Below are 20,822 nucleotides of genomic sequence, written 5' to 3'. Positions count from 1 at the left end.
AAATATAAAATTTAAAAAATTGAATCAAAATTTTTATCTTATCTTTCTAAATAGATTCAATATCTATTATATTATTCAATCTACAAAAGAAAAAACAAAAATTTTAAAATTGAAAATAACTCAAAATACAGTTAATTATTCAATTTGATAAAGGAGAATTCTGGTTTTTATGGAATTATTATTAATATTTTTAAAAGAAATAGGAACAATTATCTTTCATATTCAAGTTCAAAAAATATATGAACTTATGTATAATTTAGATCTCAAAAAATGGGGAACTGTAACTCTTATTATAATTGGAAAAATATTATTTTTTACTATACTATTAATAGTTCTAAAATTTATTTTTAATAGAGGAGTTCGTTTTATAGGTAGAAGGATCGTAAGTTCGACTCATTTTGTTTGGGATGATATTTTGTATGAAAATAAAGTTTTTGATAGTTTAGCTCATTTTTTTCCATTATCTATTGGGTTAATACTAATCGAACCATTTTTTAATGGCTATCATACTATCATCATTTATTTAAAAAAAATATTTGATATATTATTTGTTCTAATTGTTTTACAATTTTGGATTAGAATCGTGAATTCTATTATGAGAATAGCTACAAGTGAAAATAATCATCAAACAATAGCAGTTCGTTCTTTTTCAGAATTATTAAAAATTATATCCATCATATTTTGTATTTTAGTTATTATTGCTATTTTAACAAAAAATGATCTTATCACTATTTTAACCAGTTTAGGAGCTATAACGGCATTTGTAATCTTAGTATTTAGAGATACAATACTAGGATTTGTTTCAGGAGTACAAATGGCATCTACTAAAATGATAAAAGTAGGAGACTGGATCAGAATTCCTAAATATAGTATAGAAGGAACAGTTATTGAAATTAATTTAACTTCAGCTAAAATAGAAAATTTTGATAAAACTATAACTAGTGTTCCTACTTACGATTTAATTTCTACAGCTGTTACTAATTTTGAATTCATGCGTGAAAAAAATATACGTAGAATTAAAAGATCTATTTTATTCAACATACAATCTTTTCATTTTTGTAATTCAGATCAATTAAACAAATTTCAACATGTTTATTTAATAAAAAATTATGTACAAAAAAAACAAAAAGAAATAGATCTTTTTAATCAAGAAAAAAACATTGATATAAGTATTAATATTAATGGAAGAAGATTAACAAATATTGGTTTGTTTCGTCAATATGCATTAGAATATTTATCACAACATCCAAAAATATCACAATCAGAAACTTTAATGGTTAGACATTTAGAACCAACTCCTTATGGTTTACCTGTAGAATTATATTGTTTTACAAACACATCTGAATCTATCAAATATGAACAAATACAAGCTAGTGTTTTTGATCATTTATTAACAGTTTCTAAAGAATTTGATTTAGAAGTAACACAAGTAACTAAAAAAGAAATCATAAAAAAATGGTAAAATTAAGTGTTAATTTAAATAAGATAGCAACATTAAGAAATGCAAGAGGAGGGAATATCCCTAATGTTTTACAGGTCGCAATAGATGTTCAAAAATTTGGATGCAATGGAATAACTATACATCCTCGTCCTGATGAAAGACATATTACATATAAAGATGTTTATGATATTAATTCGGTAATAACTACCGAATTAAATATTGAGGGAAATCCTATTGAAAAATTTATGAAATTAGTATTAGAAGTCAAACCTTCACAAGTAACTTTAGTTCCTGATTCTGAATATGCAATAACGTCTAATTGTGGATGGAATACTTTTTTATATCAAGATTTATTGACTCATAAAATTAATAAGTTGAAAGATTGCGGAATTCGTACTTCCATTTTTTTAGATCCGAAACCGGAATTAGTTTCATATGCCGCTAAAACAGGAGCAGATAGAATAGAATTATATACTGGATATTTTGCTATAGGATATGCTAATAAAAAATGGAATTGTATTGATCCTTACATTAATACAGCAAAAATGATTGTTAAAAATCATATGTTGATTAATGCAGGACATGATTTGAATTTAGATAATATTTCTTTTTTGATAAGAAAAATACCAAACATATCAGAAGTGTCAGTTGGACATGCTCTAATTCATGAATCACTATATATGGGATTAGAAAATACAATACAAAGTTATTTAAAAAAAATTCATCAAAATAAGTAAAAGTAAATTTTAAAATTAAAATGATATTGAATTCTAATATTTACGGGTCCGGTTATCCTATTTTGGTTTTTCATGGTTTATTTGGAAGTGGAAAAAATTGGGTTTCTTTTGCTAAAGAATTTGCAAGTATTTATCAAATTCATTTGTTAGATATTAGAAATCATGGAAATAGTTTCTATTCCGATAAAATGAATTATGAAATCATATCAGAAGATATATTAGAATATATTAATTATTATAAATTAAATCATCCTATATTATTAGGACATTCTATGGGAGGTCGGGCAGTTATGAAATTTTCGATTAAGTATCCTATCATTCCAAAAAAAATAATAATTGTGGATATAAGTCCTAAAGCTTATTCTAACACAGATCAAGAAAAAATAATTCGTATTTTAAAAAAAGTTGATTTCAATATTATTAACACTAGAAAAGATCTTGATTTTTTTTTAAAAACATGGATTTATGATTTAAAGATTAGATCATTTTTCTCTAAGTGTACTAATAGACAAAAAAATGGAAAATTATGTTTTTATTTTTCTTTATCGAATATTGAGAAAAATTATAATTTTTTAATTAATCAAGAAATAAAAAATGGTTTATACCATGGACCTGCACTTTTTTTGCGAGGAGAATATTCAAATTATCTTTCTTATGAAGATTGCAATGACATACGAAAGTTATTTCCAAAATTTAAAATTTGTACTATTAAAAAATCTGATCATTGGATTCATATAGATAATCCTTATGAATTTTACAAAAAAATAAATGTCTTTTTAAAAAAAACATAATTTATGTATATTATTTAAAAAATCAATATGGTTTTTGATCTTGATATGATTCGGAATTTTTATTCAAATTTTTTACATAAAATTGAAAAAATAAGAAAAGTGATAGATCGTCCTATGACTTATTCTGAAAAAATTTTATATTCTCATTTAGTCGGAGATTTAAAAAGGAATTTTAGAAATTCTTATATAGATTTTTTACCTGATCGTATTATAATGCAAGATGCAACAGCTCAAATGACTTTGCTTCAATTTATGCAAACTAAAAAATATAAAACGGCCATTCCTACTTCTATTCATTGCGATCATCTCATATTGGCTAAAAATGGTTCTTATTTAGATTTAAAAAATGCTACGAAACAAAATAAAGAAATTTATACTTTTTTGAGATCTGCATCTCATAAATATGGAATAGACTTTTGGGGTCCTGGATCAGGTATTATCCATCAGGTTTTTTTAGAAAATTATGCATTTCCTGGAGGAATGATTATAGGAACAGATTCTCATACACCTAACGCCGGAGGTTTGGGGATGCTCGCAATAGGAATTGGAGGATCAGATGCAGCTGAAGTTATGTCTGGATCATTACTTGAGCTGAAATTTCCTAAAATAATTGGAGTCTATTTAAAAGGAAAAATTAGTGGATGGACTTCTCCCAAAGATGTCATACTAAAATTATCTGGAATGATTGGAGTTTCAGGAGCTACAAATCATATTATTGAATATTTTGGAAAAGGAACAAATAGCATTTCTTGTGTTGGTAAAGCTACCATATGTAATATGGGAGCAGAAATAGGAGCTACTGCGTCTTTATTCCCTTATGATATTAATATGAAAAATTTTTTGAATAAAAATGGAAGGGATCAGATATCTGATATGGCAGAAAAAATAAAATATTTTTTAAAAGCAGATCCAGAAGTTTATCAAAAACCATGCAATTATTATGATAAAGTAATAACAATAGATTTAGATATTTTAGAACCATATATTAATGGACCTTTTACTCCAGATAAAGCAACACCTATTTCTAAAATGAAAAAAGAAGCATATAAAAATAATTGGCCAACTAAAATTGAAGTAGGATTAATTGGTTCATGTACAAATTCTTCTTATGAAGATTTTTCAAAGGCAATCTCAATCATTCAACAAGCAAAAAAGAAGAAATTGAAAATTAATTCAGAATATATGATTTCACCTGGATCCAAAAGAGTTCTTTCTCTTATAAAAAAAAAAGGTTTTTTATCTCTCTTTAAAGAAATTGGAGCTAAAATTTTTTCTAATGCTTGTGGGCCTTGCATAGGACAATGGATTAGAAAAGAAAATAAAAAAAATTCAGAAAATACAATAGTTCATACTTTCAATAGAAATTTCTCATCTCGTAATGATGGAAATCCAAAAACACATGCTTTTATAGCTTCTCCAGAAATTGTTACCGCTTTAGTTTTTTCTGGAAATTTAACATTTGATCCTAGAAAAGATATGTTAAAAAATGAAATAGGCGAATATGTAAAATTCGAAGAACCTAAATCAATGGAAACTCCTACGAGTAATTTTGATATGAAAAAATTAGGATATGAAAAATTTTCAAAAAAAGAAAATATATCCGTTATTATAAAAAAAAATTCTAAACGATTACAGATTTTACCAAAATTTTTTCCATGGGATGGGAATCATTTTATGAACATTAGACTTTTAATAAAAACTAAAGGAAAATGTACGACCGATCATATTTCTATGGCTGGATCATGGTTAAAATATAGAGGAAATCTTAAAAAGATTTCCGAAAATTTGTTAATGGGAGCTGTGAATGCCTTTAATAATGAAAAAAATAAAATAAAAAATATTATAACAGGGAATTATGAAACAATCTATAATGTGGCTAAATTTTATAATTCAAAAAACATACAAACCCTGATTGTAGGAGAAGATAATTATGGAGAAGGTTCTTCAAGAGAACATGCAGCAATGGAACCTCGTTTTTTAGGAGTACGTGTTGTTCTTGTTAAATCTTTTTCTCGAATACATGAAACGAATTTAAAAAAACAAGGAATTTTAGCTTTAACTTTTTTAAATTCTGATGATTATTATAAAATACAGGAAGAAGATTCATTTCATTTTTATATAAAAAATATATGTTATAACAATGAAAATATAGAAGTAGAATTAATTCACAAAAATAAATTTCAAGAAAAAATTATAGTTTGTCATTCTTATAATAAGAGACAAATTCAATGGTTCAAAGCCGGATCTTCCTTAAATTTTATTAAAAACCATTAAACTAAACTAAAATTGATACAAACAATAGTTATGAAAACTATAAAAATATTTTTGATAAAAATTATAAGATTATACCAAATAGGTATATCTCCATGGATAGGGAATAACTGTAGATATATACCAACTTGTTCAAGTTATATGATTTCATCATTAAAAAAATGGAATCTTTTCAAAGCAATTTTTATAAGTATGATAAGAATTTTCAAATGTAACCCTTGGGGCCCATCAGACTATTATTCTAAAAAATCATAACATATAATGAAAACATTAGAATATATTAACTGGGATCCAGTTTCCAAATTTAATTTATGGAAAGGTTTTTCTATTCATATTTATAGTCTAATGTTTATAATTTCTTTTTCATTAGGATGGTATATTATGAAATATATTTATAACAATGATAATGTACATAAAAAATATTTAGATTCTTTATTTGTCTATACTTTTTTTGGTTCTTTTTTAGGAGCAAGGGTCGGTCAAATTTTTTTTTATGATTTATCATATTTTTCAGATCATTGGATTGAAGCTTTTCTTCCGATTAGACATAATAAACATAATATTTTGTTAGGATTTATAAAAGGTTATGAATTTGTTGGTTACAGAGGATTATCTAGTCATGGAGCAACTGTAGGAATTATTTTATCTAGTTTCTTTTACAGTAAGAAAATACTAAACAAAAAATCTTTTATTTGGTTATGTGATCGATTATGCATTCCTGTATCAATATCTGCAGTTTTTATTAGAATCGGAAATTTTTTTAATTCTGAAATAGTAGGAAAACCATGTAGTGATCAACTCCTTTGGGGGGTCAAATTTTCAAAAATGGATACAGAATATGGTGAAATTGTTCCTAGGCATCCTGCACAAATTTATGAATCTATTGGTTATTTATCAATTTTTTTATTGATTTGGTATTTATATGAAAATCGAAGAAAAAAGTATGAATATGATGGATTCTTATCTGGAATTTTTTTTATTTTACTATGGTCTGTACGTTTTTTAATAGAATTTATAAAAGAACCACAAGGAGAAGAAGTTATTAATTTTTTATCTCTGAATACAGGACAATGGTTGAGTATACCTTTTATTATTTTTGGATTTTTACTTTTTAATTTGTCAAAAATTAGAAAATATTTTTTCTTTTTATGAAAAAAATTAACGTTTTTTTTTATTTGATAATAATAATTATGTGTTTTTTCATAAATTCTTCTGAGAGAATTCCTTACGATTCTGATCTTTTTTTAGATATTGGAAATTTATTAGAGATAAAATTTATTAAAGATGGAGAATTGTATTTTACAAATAATAATTATATCATAAAAAAAATAGATGTGGAATTGGCACATCGAGATACAGATAGAAGAAATGGATTGAAGTATAGATCTATTTTAAAAAAAAACAGAGGAATGTTGTTTTTATTAAAAAATAAAGAGGAATATAAAAAAATAAATATGAAAGATGTTCGAATTCCTTTAGATTTTGTATATATCAATCAATTTGATACTGTTATTTATTTGGATAAATACGTGAGTCCTATGAAAGATATAGAAATAATAAACTTTCCTTCAACTATAAATATAAAATACATTTTAGAGATTAATGCTGGAATGTCTAATGAATGGGGAATAAAAGAAGGAATAACAAAAATTGCTTGTTTTTTTAAATTGAACAATTAATTATGTAAAAAAACTATCTTTATTGTGTAATTAAAAAATTGTGAATATTATGATTTTTATATCTGAAAAAGCTAAAAATAAGTTAATTTCTCTCATGAAAAAAGAAGGACTTTCTCATAATGTTTCTTTCGTGAGATTTGGAGTTAAAACTGGAGGTTGTTCAGGAATGTCTTATGAATTAACTTTCGATAAAAAAAAACAAGAAGGAGATCGTCTTTTTCAACAGAAAGAAATGAAAATACTTATAGATCAAAATAGTATTCCTTATTTAGAAGGAACAACATTAGAATATTCAGATGGATTAAATGGAAAAGGATTTTATTTTAATAATCCTAAAGCGAAACACACTTGTGGATGCGGAAAAAGTTTTTCATCATAATGAAAAAAAATAATAAAATACTGGAAAATTTTACAAATTCTGAATATAAATACGGATTTTATACTCCAATAGAATCAGATAAAATTCCAATTGGTTTGAATGAAGACGTTATTCGTAAGATAACAGAAAAAAAAAAAGAACCTAAATGGATGCTAGATTGGAGGTTGGAATCTTTTTATATATGGAAAAAAATGGAAACCCCAAAATGGGCAAATATCAAATATCAGGTTCCAGATTTTCAAAAAATAAGTTATTATTCTGCTCCAAAAAAAAAAATAGATTTAAATAATTTGGAAGAAGTAGACCCAGAATTAATAGAAACGTTCAATAAATTAGGAATACCTATAGAAGAAAGAAAAATTTTTTCAGGTATAGCAACAGATATAGTGCTAGATTCTGTTTCTTTAGTTACTACATTTCAGAAAAAATTAAAAGATAAAGGGATTATATTTTGTTCTATCAACGATGCTTTAAAAAAATATCCAGATATTGTCAAAAAATATTTAGGTTCAGTTGTATCAAAAAAAGATAATTTTTATGCAGCTCTAAATTCAGCTGTTTTTTCAGATGGTTCTTTTTGTTATATTCCAAAAGGGGTTCGTTGTCCCATGGAATTATCCACATATTTTCGTATTAATGAAAATAATACAGGACAATTTGAAAGGACTTTAATTATCGCTGATCGAGATTCCTATGTTAGTTATTTAGAAGGATGCACAGCTCCACAAAGAAAAGAAAATCAATTACATGCAGCTGTAGTCGAAATTATAGCTTTAGAAAAAGCTGAAATTAAATATTCTACGGTTCAAAATTGGTTTCCTGGAAATAAAAAGGGTATAGGAGGTGTTTTTAATTTTGTAACAAAACGTGGTTTATGTGAAAAAGAAGCAAAAATATCTTGGATACAAGTTGAAACAGGTTCTTCAATTACCTGGAAATATCCATCTTGCATTCTGAAAGGAGATTTCTCTATAGGAAAATTTTATTCTTTAGCTTTAACAAAAAATTTTCAACAAGCAGATACGGGAACTAAAATGATACATATAGGAAAACATACTAAGAGTGTTATTATATCAAAAGGGATATCTGCTGGGAAAGCTCAAAATAATTATAGAGGATTAGTTAAGATAGCTTCTCAAGCAATTCATTCTAGAAATTTTTCTCAATGTGATTCTTTATTAATTGGAAATCAATGTGGAGCTCATACTTTTCCATATATTCATGTGTATAATTCTAATTCAAAAGTTGAACATGAAGCAACAACTTCAAAAATAGGAGAAGATCAGATTTTTTATTGTAATCAAAGAGGAATAAATACAGAAAAAGCAATTTCTATAATTGTACATGGCTTTAGTCATGAAATATTAAAAAAACTTCCTATGGAATTTGCAGTGGAAGCAAAAAAACTTTTGGAAATTTCTTTAGAAGGATCTGTAGGATAATCAAAAAAATTATGTTAAGTATAGAAAATTTACATGCGTCTATAGCAAATAAAAAGGTCCTCAGAGGAATTAATTTAGAAATAAAAGAAGGTGAAAATCATGTGATTATGGGTCCTAATGGTTCAGGAAAAAGTACTCTTGCGTCTATCATAGCAGGTAAAAAAGAATATCAAATAACTGAAGGAAATATTTATTTTTTTAATCAAAATTTAAAAGATTTTTCACCAGAAGAACGAGCCCATTTGGGAATTTTTCTCTCTTTTCAACACCCAATAGAAATATCAGGAGTTACTATTGTAAATTTTATTAAAACAGCAATCAATTCAATTTTTGAAGCAAAAAATATAAAAAAAATGTCTTCTAAAGATATTTTATTAAAAATAAAAAAAATATCTTCTTTATTAAATATTGAAAAAGATTTTTTTTATCGTTTTTTGAATGAAGGATTTTCGGGTGGAGAAAAAAAACGTAATGAAATATTTCAAATGATGATGTTAGATCCCTTACTATCTATTCTAGATGAAGTTGATTCAGGTTTAGATATAGATGCTTTACGTGTAGTAGCCAAAGGAATTAACACTTTTAGAAATGATAAAAATTCTATTTTAATTATTACTCACTATAAAAGATTATTAGATCATATTTTTTCAGACTATGTTATACATATTTTATATGATGGAAAAATAGTTCAATCAGGAGATAAAAAATTAGCTGAAAAATTAGAAAAGGAAGGATATGATTGGATAGTGAAAAATCAAGTATAAAAAAGAATTATTTAACTTTATAATTAAATGCAGTTAAGAGAAAAAATAACTTTATTAATTAATAAATTTTCTTCTGCATCTGCAAAAGAAAAAACAGAAGATTCTTATATATCTTTTTTACAAAAGCAACATTCCTCTTTTTTATATAAAAGAGGTTTTCCTACTTCTATAAATGAAGAATGGAAACATACGAATATAGAATCAATTATTGATAAAGATTATAATATTTTTTGCGAAAATTTAAAAGAAAAAAGGATAGAATTTGAAAAAATCAGAAAATTAGTTTTTTTAAAAAAAAAAGAATCTTATGTTTTAATTTTCATAGATGGGAAATATCATTCTGATTTATCTTATATTGATGCAAGCAATGTTATTATATCAAACATAATATCATTAGAAGAAAATGAAATTAAAAATTATTATGGAAAATTATCATATCAATATGATGCATTTTATACTTTAAATACAATCTTGTCAAAAGATGGTGCATATATTTATATTCCTGATCATGTAATTTTAGAAAAACCCATAGAAATATTACATATTTCTACAGGAATAGAATCTAAAATTATGTTAAATAATAGGAATTTGATTATAGTAGGAGAACATTCCCGTGTTAAAATTATAGAACATTATAAATCTTTAAAACACCATTTTGTTTTTATGAATTCTGTTAGTGAAGTTTATGCTATGAGTCATAGTATCATTGAGTACTATAAAGTACAAAATGATTTAGAAGAAACTTCTATAATAGATAATACATTATTCAAACAAAAAAATAATAGTAAATGCACTGTTTACACTTTTTCTATTCAAGGAAATTTTATAAGAAATAATTTAAAATTTTATTCTGATGGAAAGAAAGCTTATTCTTATTTATATGGAATTTCTCTATTATCAGGAAAACAATTAGTAGATCATCATACTATGATAAATCATTTATGTTCGAATTCTTATAGTTTTCAATTATATAAAAATATTTTATGTGAAAAATCTAAAGGAATTTTTAATGGAAGAATCATTGTGAACGAGTTGATAAAAGAAATAAATGCTTTTCAAAAAAATAACAATATAATTCTTTCTAACGAAGCATGTATATATACTAAACCTCAGTTAGAAATTTATTCTGAATATGTAAAATGTTCACATGGTTGTACCGTAGGTAATATTCAAGATTCTGAGTTATTTTATCTACAATCAAGAGGGATTACTGAAAAAGAAGCGAAAATGTTATTGTTATTATCTTTTTTAGAAGAAATATTGATTCCTATCCATATTTTTGAATTAAAAAAATTTATACGTAGAAAAATAAATAAAAAATTATATAAACATTTGTGATATATATATGTTTTCAGAAAAAGAAATACAAAAAATAAGAAGTCAATTTCCTATTTTGAAAAAAAAAATATATTCTAATTATTTAGTATATATGGATAATGCAGCTACGACTCAAAAACCCTTGCAAGTCATTCAAGCTTCACAAAATTATTATTCGACTATGAATTCTAATATTCATAGAGGATTACATTATCTCAGTCATCAAGCTACTTTGTGTGTAGAAAACGTTAGAAAAAAAATTCAAAAATTTATTCATGCAAAATATTCTTCTGAAATTATATTTACAAAAGGAACTACAGAATCAATTAACTTGGTAGCTTCTAGTATAGAAGCTATTATAAAAAAAGGAGATGAAATTATCATTTCTTGTGTTGAACATCATTCAAATATTGTTCCATGGCAGATTCTTTGTAAAAAAAAAGGTGCTGTTTTAAAAATCATATCCATTTATGAAAATGGTTTTTTTCAATTAAAAAATTTTGAATCTTTTTTTTCAGAAAGGACAAAAATCGTATCTATTAGTCATATATCTAATGTTTTAGGAATTATTAATCCGGTTAAGTCTATTATACAAATAGCTCATAAATATGATGCTTTAGTTTTAATTGATGGGGCTCAAGTTCCTTCTAATCTCGATCTAAATGTGCAAGATTTAAATGTTGATTTTTATGTTTTTTCTGCACATAAAATGTATGGTCCTACTGGAATTGGAATTTTATATGGAAAAAAGAAAATATTAGAAAAGTTAGATCCTTATCAATTTGGAGGAGAAATGATTAAAAATGTAAGTTTTGATCGAACAACTTATTCAGATTTACCGTTAAAATTTGAAGCAGGAACCCCAAATATAGAAGGGATTATTGTATGGGGATCCGCCATAGATTTTGTCAAAAAAATGGGGATATCAAATATTCAATCTTATAAAAAGAAACTTTTAATGTATGCTGTAAAACATTTAAATTCAATAGACGGAATTCAATTGTATGGAGATATTATGGACTTTTCTAAAAAATCCAGTATTATTTCTTTTAATTTAGATGAATTACATTGCTTTGATGTTGGTTGTATTTTAGATCGTTTGGGAATTGCAGTTAGAACTGGACATTTATGTGCACAACCTCTTATGAATTTTTTCAAAGTTTCAGGAATGATTCGTGTTAGTTTTTCTGTATATAATACTTTTCAAGAAATAGATTATTTACTAGAAGGAATTTTAAAAGCAAAAAAGATATTATTAAAATAATTATGACATATGCTATTGTTAATATAAAAAATAAACAATTTAAACTTGTTCAAAATAAATATATTTATGTTCCTCATATTTCAGAAAATATAGGAAAAAAAATATTGTTGGATCAAGTTTTTTTGTTTTATAAAGAAGGAGTTCTTTTTTTAGGAAGTCCTTTTTTAGAAAAAATTAATGTTGAAATTGAAATTATGCAACATATAAAAGGAAAAAAAATTCTTATTTTTAAGAAAAAAAGAAGAAAAGGATATAAAGTTAAAAATGGATTTAGACCTTTGTTTTCGAAAATAAAAATAATTTCTTTTATAGAAAAGAATATTAAAAACTTAGATTAATATGGCTCATAAGAAAGGTTCTGGAAGTTCTAGAAATGGGAGAGATTCAATAGGAAGAAGGTTAGGCATTAAAATATATGGAAATCAGTATGTAAATTCTGGTAATATCATAATTCGTCAACGAGGTACGAAACATCATCCTGGAAAAAATGTAAGAATAGGAAAAGATCATACTTTATATGCAATTAAAAACGGTTATGTTTGTTTTAAAAAAGTAAAGAAAAATAAATCAATTGTTTCCGTTGTGGATACGAAGATTAAGACTGGGTAGTTCAAATAGGATAGAACAACAGTTTCCTAAACTGTGAGTTGTGGGTTCGAATCCCTCCCCGGTTACAAAAAAAATAAAATGGTCCCAGCTGGACTTGAACCAGCGACTACCTGATTATGAGTCAGGTGCTCTAACCAACTGAGCTATGGGACCTATAAAAATAAATGTGGACTGTGCAAGTTTACAATATTATTTTACCTATTACAAATTTTTGTTCAGGTTTTTTTCATTTTTTATTTTAAATAAATTAATGAATACAATTATGAAAGAAATAAACTTAATTAAAAATGAAAAATTATCTTCGATATTTTTTATAGAAATAGCAAAAATATTTAATGAGGAGATTCATCACAATAAAAGTAAGAATAAATTTTTAGTTACTTTGATTAAAGTATGCGTGACTCATGATATGAATTTAATAAAAGTGTATATCAATATTTATCCTTTTTTAAACAAAAATATATTGAAATCTATTCGTTCTAAATCTAAATTTTATAGAAAGTTGCTTTCTAAGAGACTTAGATATCGTGTCAAAAAAATTCCTAAATTGGATTTTTATTCAGCTGAACAAAATTTAATAGTTTAATTTTTGATAACTTCATTTTATATATCTGTACGTTATTTTTTTTCTAAAAAAAGAATTAACGTTGTTAATATTATTGTATTTTTGTCAATTTTATCTATTGGAGTTTCCACATTTTCTTTATCTACAATTTTATTTGTTTTTTCTGGATTAGAAGATTTAAATAAAAAATTTTATCGAATTCATTATCCAGATATTACTATTTCTTATGGAAATCAGAAAGATTTTATTATTGATGATAATATTTTAATAAAAAAAATAAAATATATACAAGGAATTGTGGCTTATTCTAAAACTATGGAAAAAAAAGTTTTTTTTCATTATAATAATCACGAATATTTTATTTTTTTAAAAGGAGTAGACACAGAATATGAGAAAGTTATGAAAAAATTTAAAAGAATAAATTTAAAAGATAAAAAATTTGATTCTTTAAATATATATGTCGGATGGTTTTCTATAATTTCATACTTTCCAGTATTACTATCTCATATCAAAAATATTCCTTTACAAATACTTATTTTAGATTGTAAAAAAAATAATTCAGATTCGTTTTTTATGAGAAAAAAAGTTTTTGTAAAAGGAATTTTTCATTTTAGTTATCAAATGGATAAACAGTATTTATTTTGTGATTTGCACGAACTTCAAAAGATAATGAAAAACAAAATTTTCCATACATTAGAAATTAAGATTCATGATGAAGCGAACATTCAAAATTTAAAAAACATTTTAGTCAATAAGTTAGGACCAAAATTTAGTATAATAACACGAACAGAAAGAGAAAAATTTTTTTATCAGGTTTTAAATACAGAAAAAGTATTTTTATATTTTTTATTTATACTAATGATACTAATCACTGGATTTAACTTATTTAGTGCTATTTTCATTTTACAATTAGATAAAATTAAAGAACTTTTTATATTATGGAGTCTGGGTTTTTCTTTATATAGAATTAAGATGATATTTTTCTATATGGGATTGATGATGACTTTATTTGGTTGTTTGAGTGGCTTATTTTTTTCTTATGTTATTTCTTTGATACAAGAAAAATATAAAATATTTCAAATTACAAAAAAAATCCCTTTTCCTGTAAAAATTACAGGAATGGATCTGTATATAATCGTATGTGTTATTCTAATAACAGGATCAATTATATCTTTTTATTCTTTAAAAAGAATTAATAATATGATTTATTATAAATAATACGTTCTTAGAGGGACTGAAGCTTCTACATTCAAAAATATTTCTTTTGCTTCATTTTCAAATTCTTTAATATTCGGAAATCTATTAGAATAATGTCCTAATAATAACTTTTTTACTTTTGCTTTTTTAGCTATATATGCGGCTTGGTTTGCTGTTGAATGACCTGTATTAATAGCTCTATTTTCTTCTATTTTTAGAAATGTAGATTCATGGTATAGTAAATCTACATATTTGATATGATCAACTATTGGTAAATAAAAAGAAGTATCTGAACAAAAAGCATAAGATAGTATTTTAGGAGGATCAAATGTTAATTGATAATTAGGAATAATTTTTCCATCATGAGTTTGAAAATCTTTTCCTAATTTCAAATTAGGATAATCTACTATTTTAATATCGGGTATTTTTTTAATTTCTTCCATATTTAATTTTCTTTTACTAGGTTTCTCTTTAAACAGAAATCCATTTGCATAAATTCTATGTTTCAATGGAATGGAAAAGATTTCTATTTTTTCATTTTCCATAATTTTTTCTAACTTTTTTGATGATAATTCTATATGATCTATACAATATTTTAATCTTGTGTAAGACCATTTAAAATGAACATCTATGATTTCTTTTAATCCTTTTGGCGCGTAAATACTTACTGATTTCTCTCTACCTAATAAATGGAATGTAGATAACAATCCAATTAATCCAAAAAAATGATCCCCATGCAAATGAGATATGAATATATGTATTATTTTGTTAAATTTTATTTTTGCTTTTCTTAATTGAACTTGTGTTCCTTCTCCACAATCAATAAGAAAATAAAAACCTTTCATTTCTAATATTTGAGCGGTAGGATGGAACCTATTTGTAGGTATAGAAGAATGACATCCCAAAATGGTTAATGAAGGTTTTCTCATCATACAAAGTTTTAAAAAAATTGAATTATATTTCTTTTCTTTTTTTTTTTAAAAGGAAAATACCACCACTAATTATTATAGTCAAAGCTATTGTTAATATGAATATGGATTCAATATTCATCTCAACTTCTTTTGATAGGATAGGTATTTCATTTTTCATAAAGAAGAACATGCTAAATACAGCAAAAGCATTATTAAATATATGTAATAATATGCAATCTATAATCGAACAAGTTATGAAATAAACAAATCCTATGAAACTTCCAATGATTAGACCTCCTATAAATTGCCAAGGATTCATATGAGTTAATCCAAATAAAAATGAAGAAAATAGAATCGCTTTAATGGGATGTATTTTATTTTTTAACATTCCATTTAAAATAATGCCTCTAAAAAGAACTTCTTCACATATAGGAGCTAGTAATACTGTAGTAGAAAAAAAAGGAATTGGATTTTTTATTTCTTCTTTTAGAAATTCTTCAATTTCTTTATACATATTTCCTAATATTGGCCCTTCTATTGGAACTAGTGAAGAAATATATTCATTGATAATGATCATACAAAACATCATGAAAAAAATAATAAAATAAATATACCATGAAGATAATTTCATGGATAAATCTATGGTAAGATTTTTTTTTTGTGCTTGATGAGAAATAAAAATAAATAAAAAAATAAAAGGGATAGTGTATGATATTGAGAATATCATACTTTCTGGTAATTTAATAAGAATCAACGATTTTTTAATAATGATATTGAAAAAATTTAAAGCAGTAAATCCCACTATTAATAAAATCGATTCGATATAATTTATTTTGAAATAATTCTTCATATGTTAAAAATTCGTCTTTAATTTGATATTTTATAATTGTTTTCTTAATTTCATGTTCATAATTTTTCAATGAAAATCTGTTACATCTGTTACAAAAGATAAAAACAATTTTATTAAAATAATAAATTTCTTTTATTGTAAGATAAAATTAAAATTATTATGTTTTTTTTCGATATTTTATATTTGTTTCGTAATTATGAATCATTTAAAGATGGGAGCATTGGTCATTCAAAAGTTTTTAAATATTCTGATTTATTGAAGATTATAAATAAATATAAAGATATATGCACTATTGTTCCTATAGGATTATCTATAGAAAAAAGAAAAATTTTTAAAATCACATGGGGGATCGGAAAAATAAAAATATTGGTATGGTCTCAAATGCATGGAAATGAAACTACAGGGACAAAATCGATGTTTGATATTTTTCATTTTTTTTTAATGGAAAAAAATTGTGATTTAGTTAAATTTTTAAAGAAAAATTTAACCATTTCATTTATTCCTATGTTAAATCCTGATGGATCAGAAATATTTCAAAGAAGAAATGCTATCAACATAGATTTAAATCGGGATGCTATTCGTTTACAATCTCCAGAAATACAGACTTTATTTCAAGAGATAGAAAAAAGTAAGCCTAATATTTTATTTAATTTACATGATCAAAGAAGCATTTTCAATGTTGAAAATAAAATTTTTAATCCTGCTATTCTATCTTTTTTATCTCCTTCGATATCTATGAAAAAAAATATTGCTTCTATAAGCAGGAAACAATCTATGGGAATTATAAATTTTATTGTAAAAGAACTTTATAAAATTTTACCTAATATTGGATCAATAGGAAGATTTTCTGATGAATTATATCCTACTGCAACTGGAGATAGGTTACAAAAATTAGGTTATCCTTGTATTCTAATCGAGTCAGGAAATTATCCTAAAGATTTTCAAAAAAAAATTATTAGAAAATATAGTGTATTATCTATTTTTGCGGGAATTTATTTCATTTCTTATAATAAAGGAGAAAATCTTGAAAAAAATTACGAATCTTATTTTTCCATTCCAGAAAATAAAAATATATTATTAGACAAAATATATAGAAAAATACAAATACAAAGAAATCAAAATAAATTTTTAGTAGACATAGGACTAATGAATTTTGAAAAGTTTGATTTCATTAAAAATGATCTTTTTATTTTTTCTAAAATAGTAGATGTAGGAGATTTATCCTATCTTTTTGCATATGAAGAATTTTTTGTTTTAGGTAAAAAATTTTATGGCAAAAAAGGAGAAAGTTTTCCGGAAATTGGAAATACAGAATGTTTTAAAATTTTATAAATCATTTTATTTTTTGAAATTAGATACTGCAAGTTTTTTTCGTCCTTTTTTTCTTCTTCTAGATATAATTATGCGTCCAGTTTTTGTACTCATTCGTTTCATAAATCCATGAACATTTACTTTTTTTCTATTTGAAGGTTGATATGTTCTTTTCATATGATAATCAAATCGTTTATTTTTTTAAAATGAGAAAAATATTTTTTTTCTTTTATTATTTTTTTATTTTTAAGATTCAGTAATTTTCTTTGAAAGTTGTAGGAAAAAAGAAATAATATTATAATACCTACAATAAAACCTGTGAAAAATAAAATCATACGTTTTGATAAACTCATGATATAATAAAAATTATACATTTCGAACAAAAATTACATAAAATTTTCTATTTTTCTTGTATTTTATTTCACAATAAATTTGTATTCAAAATGATTTATAAATAAATTAACTACTTGACTATTGTCAAAAAATTTTTTTTAGGATCCTAAAAAAAAGGAATTGTAATTTTCAAAATGGATAAGATTTATCCATAACTTTATGATAAGTTTTAAATATTTTTTGTAGTATGATTCAAAATTTTGAATAAAAAAGCGGAATAACGAGCGAAATAAATGAATATTTGATCATAGGTTTGAGACTATTAATTTAACGAGAACTAAATTAAAAGGTAAATTCATTTTTTATAATCCAAATTTTAATGAATAAAATTAAAAAATTTAAAAAAAATGACATTCCTAAATTTGATTTAAAAAAGAAACCTATTTTGGACATAAAAAACATTATGAAGATTTTACCTCATAAACCTCCATTTCTCTTAGTTGATAAAATAATAGATTTGACACAAAATAGTATCGTAGGAATTAAAAATGTAACAATCAATGAATCTTTTTTTATAGGACATTTTCCTAGAGAACCGATTATGCCCGGAGTATTGCAAATAGAAGCTATAGCACAAGTTGGAGGTTTATTAGTATTAAATAAATTAAGTAATCCTGAATTATATTCTACTTATTTTTTAAAAATAGATAAAGTGAAATTTAAATATAAAATAGTTCCTGGAGATGTGGTTATTTTTCAAGTTTATTTGTTAAAATCTATGAAAAGGGGAATTGTTCATATGCAAGGAAAAGGTTATGTTGGTAATAAACTTGTAGTAGAAGCAGATGTCATTGCAAAAATAGTTAAGAACTCGTTATAATATATAATAAATTATAAATAAATGAATATTAGAAAAGGTTTGCATATAGAATGGAATAAAGAAATATACAAAATTATTGATTTTATTCATGTTAAACCAGGAAAAGGTTATGCTTTTTTGAGGACTAAATTAAAAAATTTAATAACAGGACATGTTTTAGAAAATAATTTTTCAAAAAAACAAAAATTAAAAGAAGTTAAAATAGAATCGAATTCATATCGGTATTTATATAAAGAAAGAAAGATTTTTTTTTATGAGTGAAATTACTTATGATCAGATACAAATAGAAGAAAAATTAATAAAAAACAAAAATATAGAATTATTAAAAGAAGGGATGAAGATCAACATTTTTTTTCATGTTAAAAATAGAAAAGAAAAAAATTTTCTATTTTTAAAAATTCCTACTACATTGATTTTAAAAGTGGAAAAAACAGAATCTGTTAAAAAAGGAGATACAATTAATAATACTAATAAAATTGCGGTTTTAGAAACTGGAACTAAATTGTTAGTTCCTTCTTTTATTAAGATAGGAGAATTTGTGAAAATAAATACGGAAAATAGATCTTATATAGAAAGAATCAGAAAATATAATTCAAATTTTTAAAAATCATGAGTATTTTGATAGATCAAAACATTAAAGTTCTTGTGCAAGGATTAACTGGAAAAGAAGGACTATTTCATACTGAACAAATGATAGATTATGGAACTCCTATAGTAGGAGGAATCACACCAGGAAAAGGTGGTTATATCCATTTAGGTATTCCTATTTTTAATACTGTAGAAGAAGCAGTTAATCATACAGGAGGAAATGTAAGTGTGATCTTTGTTCCTGCCACTTTTGCTTCTGATGCTATTTTAGAATCTATTTACATGAATATACAAGTTATTGTCTGTATAACAGAAGGAATTCCTGTTTCAGATATGATTCGAGTTAAGCATTTTTTAAAGGGTAAAAAATCTTGTTTAGTAGGACCTAATTGTCCTGGTATTATTTCTCCAGAAAAGTCTAAAGTGGGAATTATGCCAAATTCAGTATTTAAAAAAAAAGGAAATGTAGGTATTATTTCCAGATCAGGTACTCTAACTTATGAAGCAGCAGATCAAATTGTAAAATTTGGTTATGGAATTTCCACTGCTATTGGTATAGGGGGCGACTCTATTATTGGAATTGATATGAAGGAAGTTATTAGGTTATTTTTTCATGATCCTGATACAGAGTGTATTGTTATGATCGGAGAAATAGGAGGACAATTAGAAATTGAAGCTTCTGAATGGATGAAAAAACTAGATAATAAAAAGCCTGTGATTGGTTTTATAGCAGGACAAACAGCGCCAGAAGGAAAAACAATGGGTCATGCTGGAGCTATTATAGAAAAAAAAATAGAAACAGCACAAGAAAAAATGAAAATAATGGAAAAAAACGGGATATATGTTGTCCAATCTCCAGCAAATATAGGGAAAGCTGTATATGAAGTTTTTCATTAGATGAGTATAAGTGAAGAGAAATTTTTGATAATTGGACTAGGAAATCCAGGTTTTTTATATAAAAAAACTAGACATAATTTAGGATTCCTAATTTTAGATCAAATATCTAAAAAATATTTTTTTTCTTTTTCAAAAAAAAAACTAGGTTTTATTTCTAAATTTATGTATGAGAATAAATTACTTTTTTTTTTAAAACCTTCTACTTATATGAATCGTAGTGGAATAGCAGTTAAATATTGGATGATAAAAGAAAAAATTATGTTAAAAAATATTCTTATAATATCTGATGATATTTATTTGAATTTTGGTAATTTTCGTATTAGAGGTAAAGGAGGAAGTGGAGGCCATAATGGCTTAAAAAATATAGAAAAAGAAATAGGGACATCTCATTATGCACGTCTTCGTTTTGGTATTAAACAAAACTTTTTTAATAAGAAAATAGATACTTATGTATTAGAAAATTGGAAAAATGAAGAAATAGAGGATCTATTTTTAAAAATAAATATAGGCATCAAAATAATATTTTCATTTGTAAAAAATGGATTAGAAAAAACAATGAATTTGTTTAATCATTATCCATAAATATAATATTTTAG

The 20,822-nt window shown here is 24.3% G+C and carries 25 protein-coding genes and 2 tRNA genes; 23 read left to right on the top strand and 4 right to left on the bottom strand.

Annotated features, from left to right (window positions below):
- Positions 1–169 precede the first annotated feature (169 nt).
- From H0H55_RS03085 to H0H55_RS03015, 15 genes are all read left to right on the top strand, one after another.
- Positions 170–1,462, top strand: coding sequence for a mechanosensitive ion channel family protein (locus H0H55_RS03085; protein ID WP_185861272.1), 1,293 nt, complete (start codon positions 170–172; stop codon positions 1,460–1,462).
- Positions 1,456–2,178, top strand: coding sequence for a pyridoxine 5'-phosphate synthase (locus H0H55_RS03080; RefSeq protein WP_185861271.1), 723 nt, complete (start codon positions 1,456–1,458; stop codon positions 2,176–2,178). Before H0H55_RS03085 ends, H0H55_RS03080 begins: the two co-directional genes overlap by 7 nt.
- 20 nt (positions 2,179–2,198) lie before the next feature.
- A complete protein-coding gene (locus H0H55_RS03075; RefSeq protein ID WP_185861270.1) occupies positions 2,199–2,969 on the top strand; it encodes an alpha/beta fold hydrolase in 771 nt (256 codons plus the stop codon).
- A gap of 27 nt (positions 2,970–2,996) precedes the next feature.
- Positions 2,997–5,243, top strand: coding sequence for an aconitate hydratase (locus H0H55_RS03070; RefSeq protein WP_185861269.1), 2,247 nt, complete (start codon positions 2,997–2,999; stop codon positions 5,241–5,243).
- Positions 5,244–5,273: 30 nt separating this feature from the next.
- Entirely contained in the window at positions 5,274–5,495 is a 222-nt protein-coding gene (gene yidD, locus H0H55_RS03065; protein WP_185861268.1) for a membrane protein insertion efficiency factor YidD, read from the top strand.
- Positions 5,496–5,501: 6 nt separating this feature from the next.
- Positions 5,502–6,392, top strand: a complete 891-nt coding sequence (lgt, locus tag H0H55_RS03060; protein ID WP_185861267.1) for a prolipoprotein diacylglyceryl transferase — start codon at positions 5,502–5,504, stop codon at positions 6,390–6,392.
- A gap of 38 nt (positions 6,393–6,430) precedes the next feature.
- Positions 6,431–6,919 carry a DUF192 domain-containing protein gene (locus tag H0H55_RS03055; RefSeq protein WP_238784160.1) on the top strand — a complete coding sequence of 163 codons (489 nt, stop codon included), beginning with the start codon at positions 6,431–6,433 and terminating at the stop codon, positions 6,917–6,919.
- Positions 6,920–6,968: 49 nt separating this feature from the next.
- Positions 6,969–7,298 carry a HesB/IscA family protein gene (locus H0H55_RS03050; protein WP_185861265.1) on the top strand — a complete coding sequence of 110 codons (330 nt, stop codon included), beginning with the start codon at positions 6,969–6,971 and terminating at the stop codon, positions 7,296–7,298.
- Positions 7,298–8,740, top strand: a complete 1,443-nt coding sequence (gene sufB, locus H0H55_RS03045; RefSeq protein ID WP_185861264.1) for a Fe-S cluster assembly protein SufB — start codon at positions 7,298–7,300, stop codon at positions 8,738–8,740. The genes H0H55_RS03050 and sufB overlap by 1 nt, the downstream gene beginning before the upstream one ends.
- A gap of 11 nt (positions 8,741–8,751) precedes the next feature.
- Positions 8,752–9,504 (top strand): Fe-S cluster assembly ATPase SufC, encoded by a 753-nt coding sequence (sufC, locus tag H0H55_RS03040; RefSeq protein ID WP_185861263.1) that lies wholly within the window; start codon positions 8,752–8,754, stop codon positions 9,502–9,504.
- A 27-nt stretch (positions 9,505–9,531) separates the two neighbouring features.
- Complete coding sequence (gene sufD / locus H0H55_RS03035; protein WP_185861262.1) at positions 9,532–10,842, top strand: Fe-S cluster assembly protein SufD; 1,311 nt, start codon at positions 9,532–9,534, stop codon at positions 10,840–10,842.
- Between the two features lie 7 nt (positions 10,843–10,849).
- Positions 10,850–12,085: a SufS family cysteine desulfurase gene (locus H0H55_RS03030; protein WP_185861261.1), complete on the top strand. Its 1,236-nt coding sequence runs from the start codon at positions 10,850–10,852 to the stop codon at positions 12,083–12,085.
- 2 nt (positions 12,086–12,087) lie between these two features.
- A complete protein-coding gene (rplU, locus tag H0H55_RS03025) occupies positions 12,088–12,423 on the top strand; it encodes a 50S ribosomal protein L21 (protein ID WP_185861260.1) in 336 nt (111 codons plus the stop codon).
- 1 nt (position 12,424) lies between these two features.
- Positions 12,425–12,694, top strand: a complete 270-nt coding sequence (gene rpmA / locus H0H55_RS03020) for a 50S ribosomal protein L27 (RefSeq protein ID WP_185861259.1) — start codon at positions 12,425–12,427, stop codon at positions 12,692–12,694.
- Positions 12,685–12,759: transfer RNA gene (locus tag H0H55_RS03015), tRNA-Arg, on the top strand. Before rpmA ends, H0H55_RS03015 begins: the two co-directional genes overlap by 10 nt.
- Positions 12,760–12,773: 14 nt before the next feature.
- Here H0H55_RS03015 and H0H55_RS03010 read toward each other — a convergent pair.
- Positions 12,774–12,847 (bottom strand) — tRNA-Ile (locus tag H0H55_RS03010).
- A gap of 109 nt (positions 12,848–12,956) precedes the next feature.
- Between H0H55_RS03010 and H0H55_RS03005 the strand changes: the two genes are divergently transcribed.
- Both H0H55_RS03005 and H0H55_RS03000 read left to right on the top strand, forming a co-directional pair.
- A complete protein-coding gene (locus H0H55_RS03005; protein ID WP_185861258.1) occupies positions 12,957–13,280 on the top strand; it encodes a ribosome-binding factor A in 324 nt (107 codons plus the stop codon).
- A gap of 3 nt (positions 13,281–13,283) precedes the next feature.
- Positions 13,284–14,477, top strand: coding sequence for an ABC transporter permease (locus H0H55_RS03000; protein WP_185861257.1), 1,194 nt, complete (start codon positions 13,284–13,286; stop codon positions 14,475–14,477).
- Here the strand turns inward: H0H55_RS03000 and H0H55_RS02995 are convergent.
- Complete coding sequence (locus H0H55_RS02995) at positions 14,468–15,385, bottom strand: ribonuclease Z (RefSeq protein ID WP_185861586.1); 918 nt, start codon at positions 15,383–15,385, stop codon at positions 14,468–14,470. The two genes, H0H55_RS03000 and H0H55_RS02995, sit on opposite strands and share 10 nt — an antisense overlap.
- 25 nt (positions 15,386–15,410) lie before the next feature.
- A complete protein-coding gene (locus H0H55_RS02990) occupies positions 15,411–16,217 on the bottom strand; it encodes a CPBP family intramembrane glutamic endopeptidase (protein WP_185861256.1) in 807 nt (268 codons plus the stop codon).
- Positions 16,218–16,376: 159 nt separating this feature from the next.
- Here H0H55_RS02990 and H0H55_RS02985 point away from each other — a divergent pair, with 159 nt between their 5' ends.
- Positions 16,377–17,549: a M14 family zinc carboxypeptidase gene (locus H0H55_RS02985; RefSeq protein ID WP_185861255.1), complete on the top strand. Its 1,173-nt coding sequence runs from the start codon at positions 16,377–16,379 to the stop codon at positions 17,547–17,549.
- A 6-nt stretch (positions 17,550–17,555) separates the two neighbouring features.
- Here H0H55_RS02985 and rpmH read toward each other — a convergent pair whose 3' ends face one another.
- Positions 17,556–17,705 (bottom strand): 50S ribosomal protein L34, encoded by a 150-nt coding sequence (rpmH, locus tag H0H55_RS02980; RefSeq protein ID WP_185861254.1) that lies wholly within the window; start codon positions 17,703–17,705, stop codon positions 17,556–17,558.
- Positions 17,706–18,240: 535 nt separating this feature from the next.
- Between rpmH and fabZ the strand changes: the two genes are divergently transcribed.
- From fabZ to pth, 5 genes are read left to right on the top strand one after another with little or no spacing between them, the layout of a single operon-like run.
- Positions 18,241–18,741, top strand: a complete 501-nt coding sequence (gene fabZ, locus H0H55_RS02975) for a 3-hydroxyacyl-ACP dehydratase FabZ (protein WP_185861253.1) — start codon at positions 18,241–18,243, stop codon at positions 18,739–18,741.
- A 21-nt stretch (positions 18,742–18,762) separates the two neighbouring features.
- Complete coding sequence (locus H0H55_RS03120) at positions 18,763–19,002, top strand: hypothetical protein (RefSeq protein WP_238784159.1); 240 nt, start codon at positions 18,763–18,765, stop codon at positions 19,000–19,002.
- Entirely contained in the window at positions 18,995–19,345 is a 351-nt protein-coding gene (locus H0H55_RS03115; RefSeq protein WP_238784158.1) for a hypothetical protein, read from the top strand. The genes H0H55_RS03120 and H0H55_RS03115 overlap by 8 nt, the downstream gene beginning before the upstream one ends.
- Before the next feature lie 5 nt (positions 19,346–19,350).
- Entirely contained in the window at positions 19,351–20,226 is an 876-nt protein-coding gene (gene sucD, locus H0H55_RS02965) for a succinate--CoA ligase subunit alpha (RefSeq protein WP_185861252.1), read from the top strand.
- Positions 20,227–20,808: an aminoacyl-tRNA hydrolase gene (gene pth / locus H0H55_RS02960; RefSeq protein WP_185861251.1), complete on the top strand. Its 582-nt coding sequence runs from the start codon at positions 20,227–20,229 to the stop codon at positions 20,806–20,808.
- Positions 20,809–20,822: the final 14 nt, after the last annotated feature.

The organism is Blattabacterium cuenoti (assembly GCF_014251795.1).
GTDB classification, from domain to species: Bacteria; Bacteroidota; Bacteroidia; order Flavobacteriales; family Blattabacteriaceae; genus Blattabacterium; species Blattabacterium cuenoti_AB.
The sequence above is the reverse complement of the archived record's forward strand: the minus strand, read 5'-3'. Positions and strand labels throughout refer to the sequence as shown.

Excerpts from the sequence above, each read along its gene's own strand:
- H0H55_RS03080 (WP_185861271.1), top strand. The coding sequence starts at position 1,456 with ATGGTAAAATTAAGTGTTAATTTAAATAAGATAGCAACATTAAGAAAT.
- H0H55_RS03115 (WP_238784158.1), top strand. The coding sequence starts at position 18,995 with ATGAGTGAAATTACTTATGATCAGATACAAATAGAAGAAAAATTAATA.
- lgt (WP_185861267.1), top strand. The coding sequence starts at position 5,502 with ATGAAAACATTAGAATATATTAACTGGGATCCAGTTTCCAAATTTAAT.
- H0H55_RS02985 (WP_185861255.1), top strand. The coding sequence starts at position 16,377 with ATGTTTTTTTTCGATATTTTATATTTGTTTCGTAATTATGAATCATTT.
- H0H55_RS02990 (WP_185861256.1), bottom strand. The coding sequence starts at position 16,217 with ATGAAGAATTATTTCAAAATAAATTATATCGAATCGATTTTATTAATA.
- sucD (WP_185861252.1), top strand. The coding sequence starts at position 19,351 with ATGAGTATTTTGATAGATCAAAACATTAAAGTTCTTGTGCAAGGATTA.
- rplU (WP_185861260.1), top strand. The coding sequence starts at position 12,088 with ATGACATATGCTATTGTTAATATAAAAAATAAACAATTTAAACTTGTT.
- rpmH (WP_185861254.1), bottom strand. The coding sequence starts at position 17,705 with ATGAAAAGAACATATCAACCTTCAAATAGAAAAAAAGTAAATGTTCAT.
- sufB (WP_185861264.1), top strand. The coding sequence starts at position 7,298 with ATGAAAAAAAATAATAAAATACTGGAAAATTTTACAAATTCTGAATAT.
- sufC (WP_185861263.1), top strand. The coding sequence starts at position 8,752 with ATGTTAAGTATAGAAAATTTACATGCGTCTATAGCAAATAAAAAGGTC.
- H0H55_RS03055 (WP_238784160.1), top strand. The coding sequence starts at position 6,431 with ATGTGTTTTTTCATAAATTCTTCTGAGAGAATTCCTTACGATTCTGAT.
- H0H55_RS03050 (WP_185861265.1), top strand. The coding sequence starts at position 6,969 with ATGATTTTTATATCTGAAAAAGCTAAAAATAAGTTAATTTCTCTCATG.
- H0H55_RS03075 (WP_185861270.1), top strand. The coding sequence starts at position 2,199 with ATGATATTGAATTCTAATATTTACGGGTCCGGTTATCCTATTTTGGTT.
- rpmA (WP_185861259.1), top strand. The coding sequence starts at position 12,425 with ATGGCTCATAAGAAAGGTTCTGGAAGTTCTAGAAATGGGAGAGATTCA.
- H0H55_RS03005 (WP_185861258.1), top strand. The coding sequence starts at position 12,957 with ATGAAAGAAATAAACTTAATTAAAAATGAAAAATTATCTTCGATATTT.
- pth (WP_185861251.1), top strand. The coding sequence starts at position 20,227 with ATGAGTATAAGTGAAGAGAAATTTTTGATAATTGGACTAGGAAATCCA.
- H0H55_RS03030 (WP_185861261.1), top strand. The coding sequence starts at position 10,850 with ATGTTTTCAGAAAAAGAAATACAAAAAATAAGAAGTCAATTTCCTATT.
- fabZ (WP_185861253.1), top strand. The coding sequence starts at position 18,241 with ATGAATAAAATTAAAAAATTTAAAAAAAATGACATTCCTAAATTTGAT.
- H0H55_RS02995 (WP_185861586.1), bottom strand. The coding sequence starts at position 15,385 with ATGAGAAAACCTTCATTAACCATTTTGGGATGTCATTCTTCTATACCT.
- yidD (WP_185861268.1), top strand. The coding sequence starts at position 5,274 with ATGAAAACTATAAAAATATTTTTGATAAAAATTATAAGATTATACCAA.
- H0H55_RS03070 (WP_185861269.1), top strand. The coding sequence starts at position 2,997 with ATGGTTTTTGATCTTGATATGATTCGGAATTTTTATTCAAATTTTTTA.
- H0H55_RS03120 (WP_238784159.1), top strand. The coding sequence starts at position 18,763 with ATGAATATTAGAAAAGGTTTGCATATAGAATGGAATAAAGAAATATAC.
- H0H55_RS03085 (WP_185861272.1), top strand. The coding sequence starts at position 170 with ATGGAATTATTATTAATATTTTTAAAAGAAATAGGAACAATTATCTTT.
- sufD (WP_185861262.1), top strand. The coding sequence starts at position 9,532 with ATGCAGTTAAGAGAAAAAATAACTTTATTAATTAATAAATTTTCTTCT.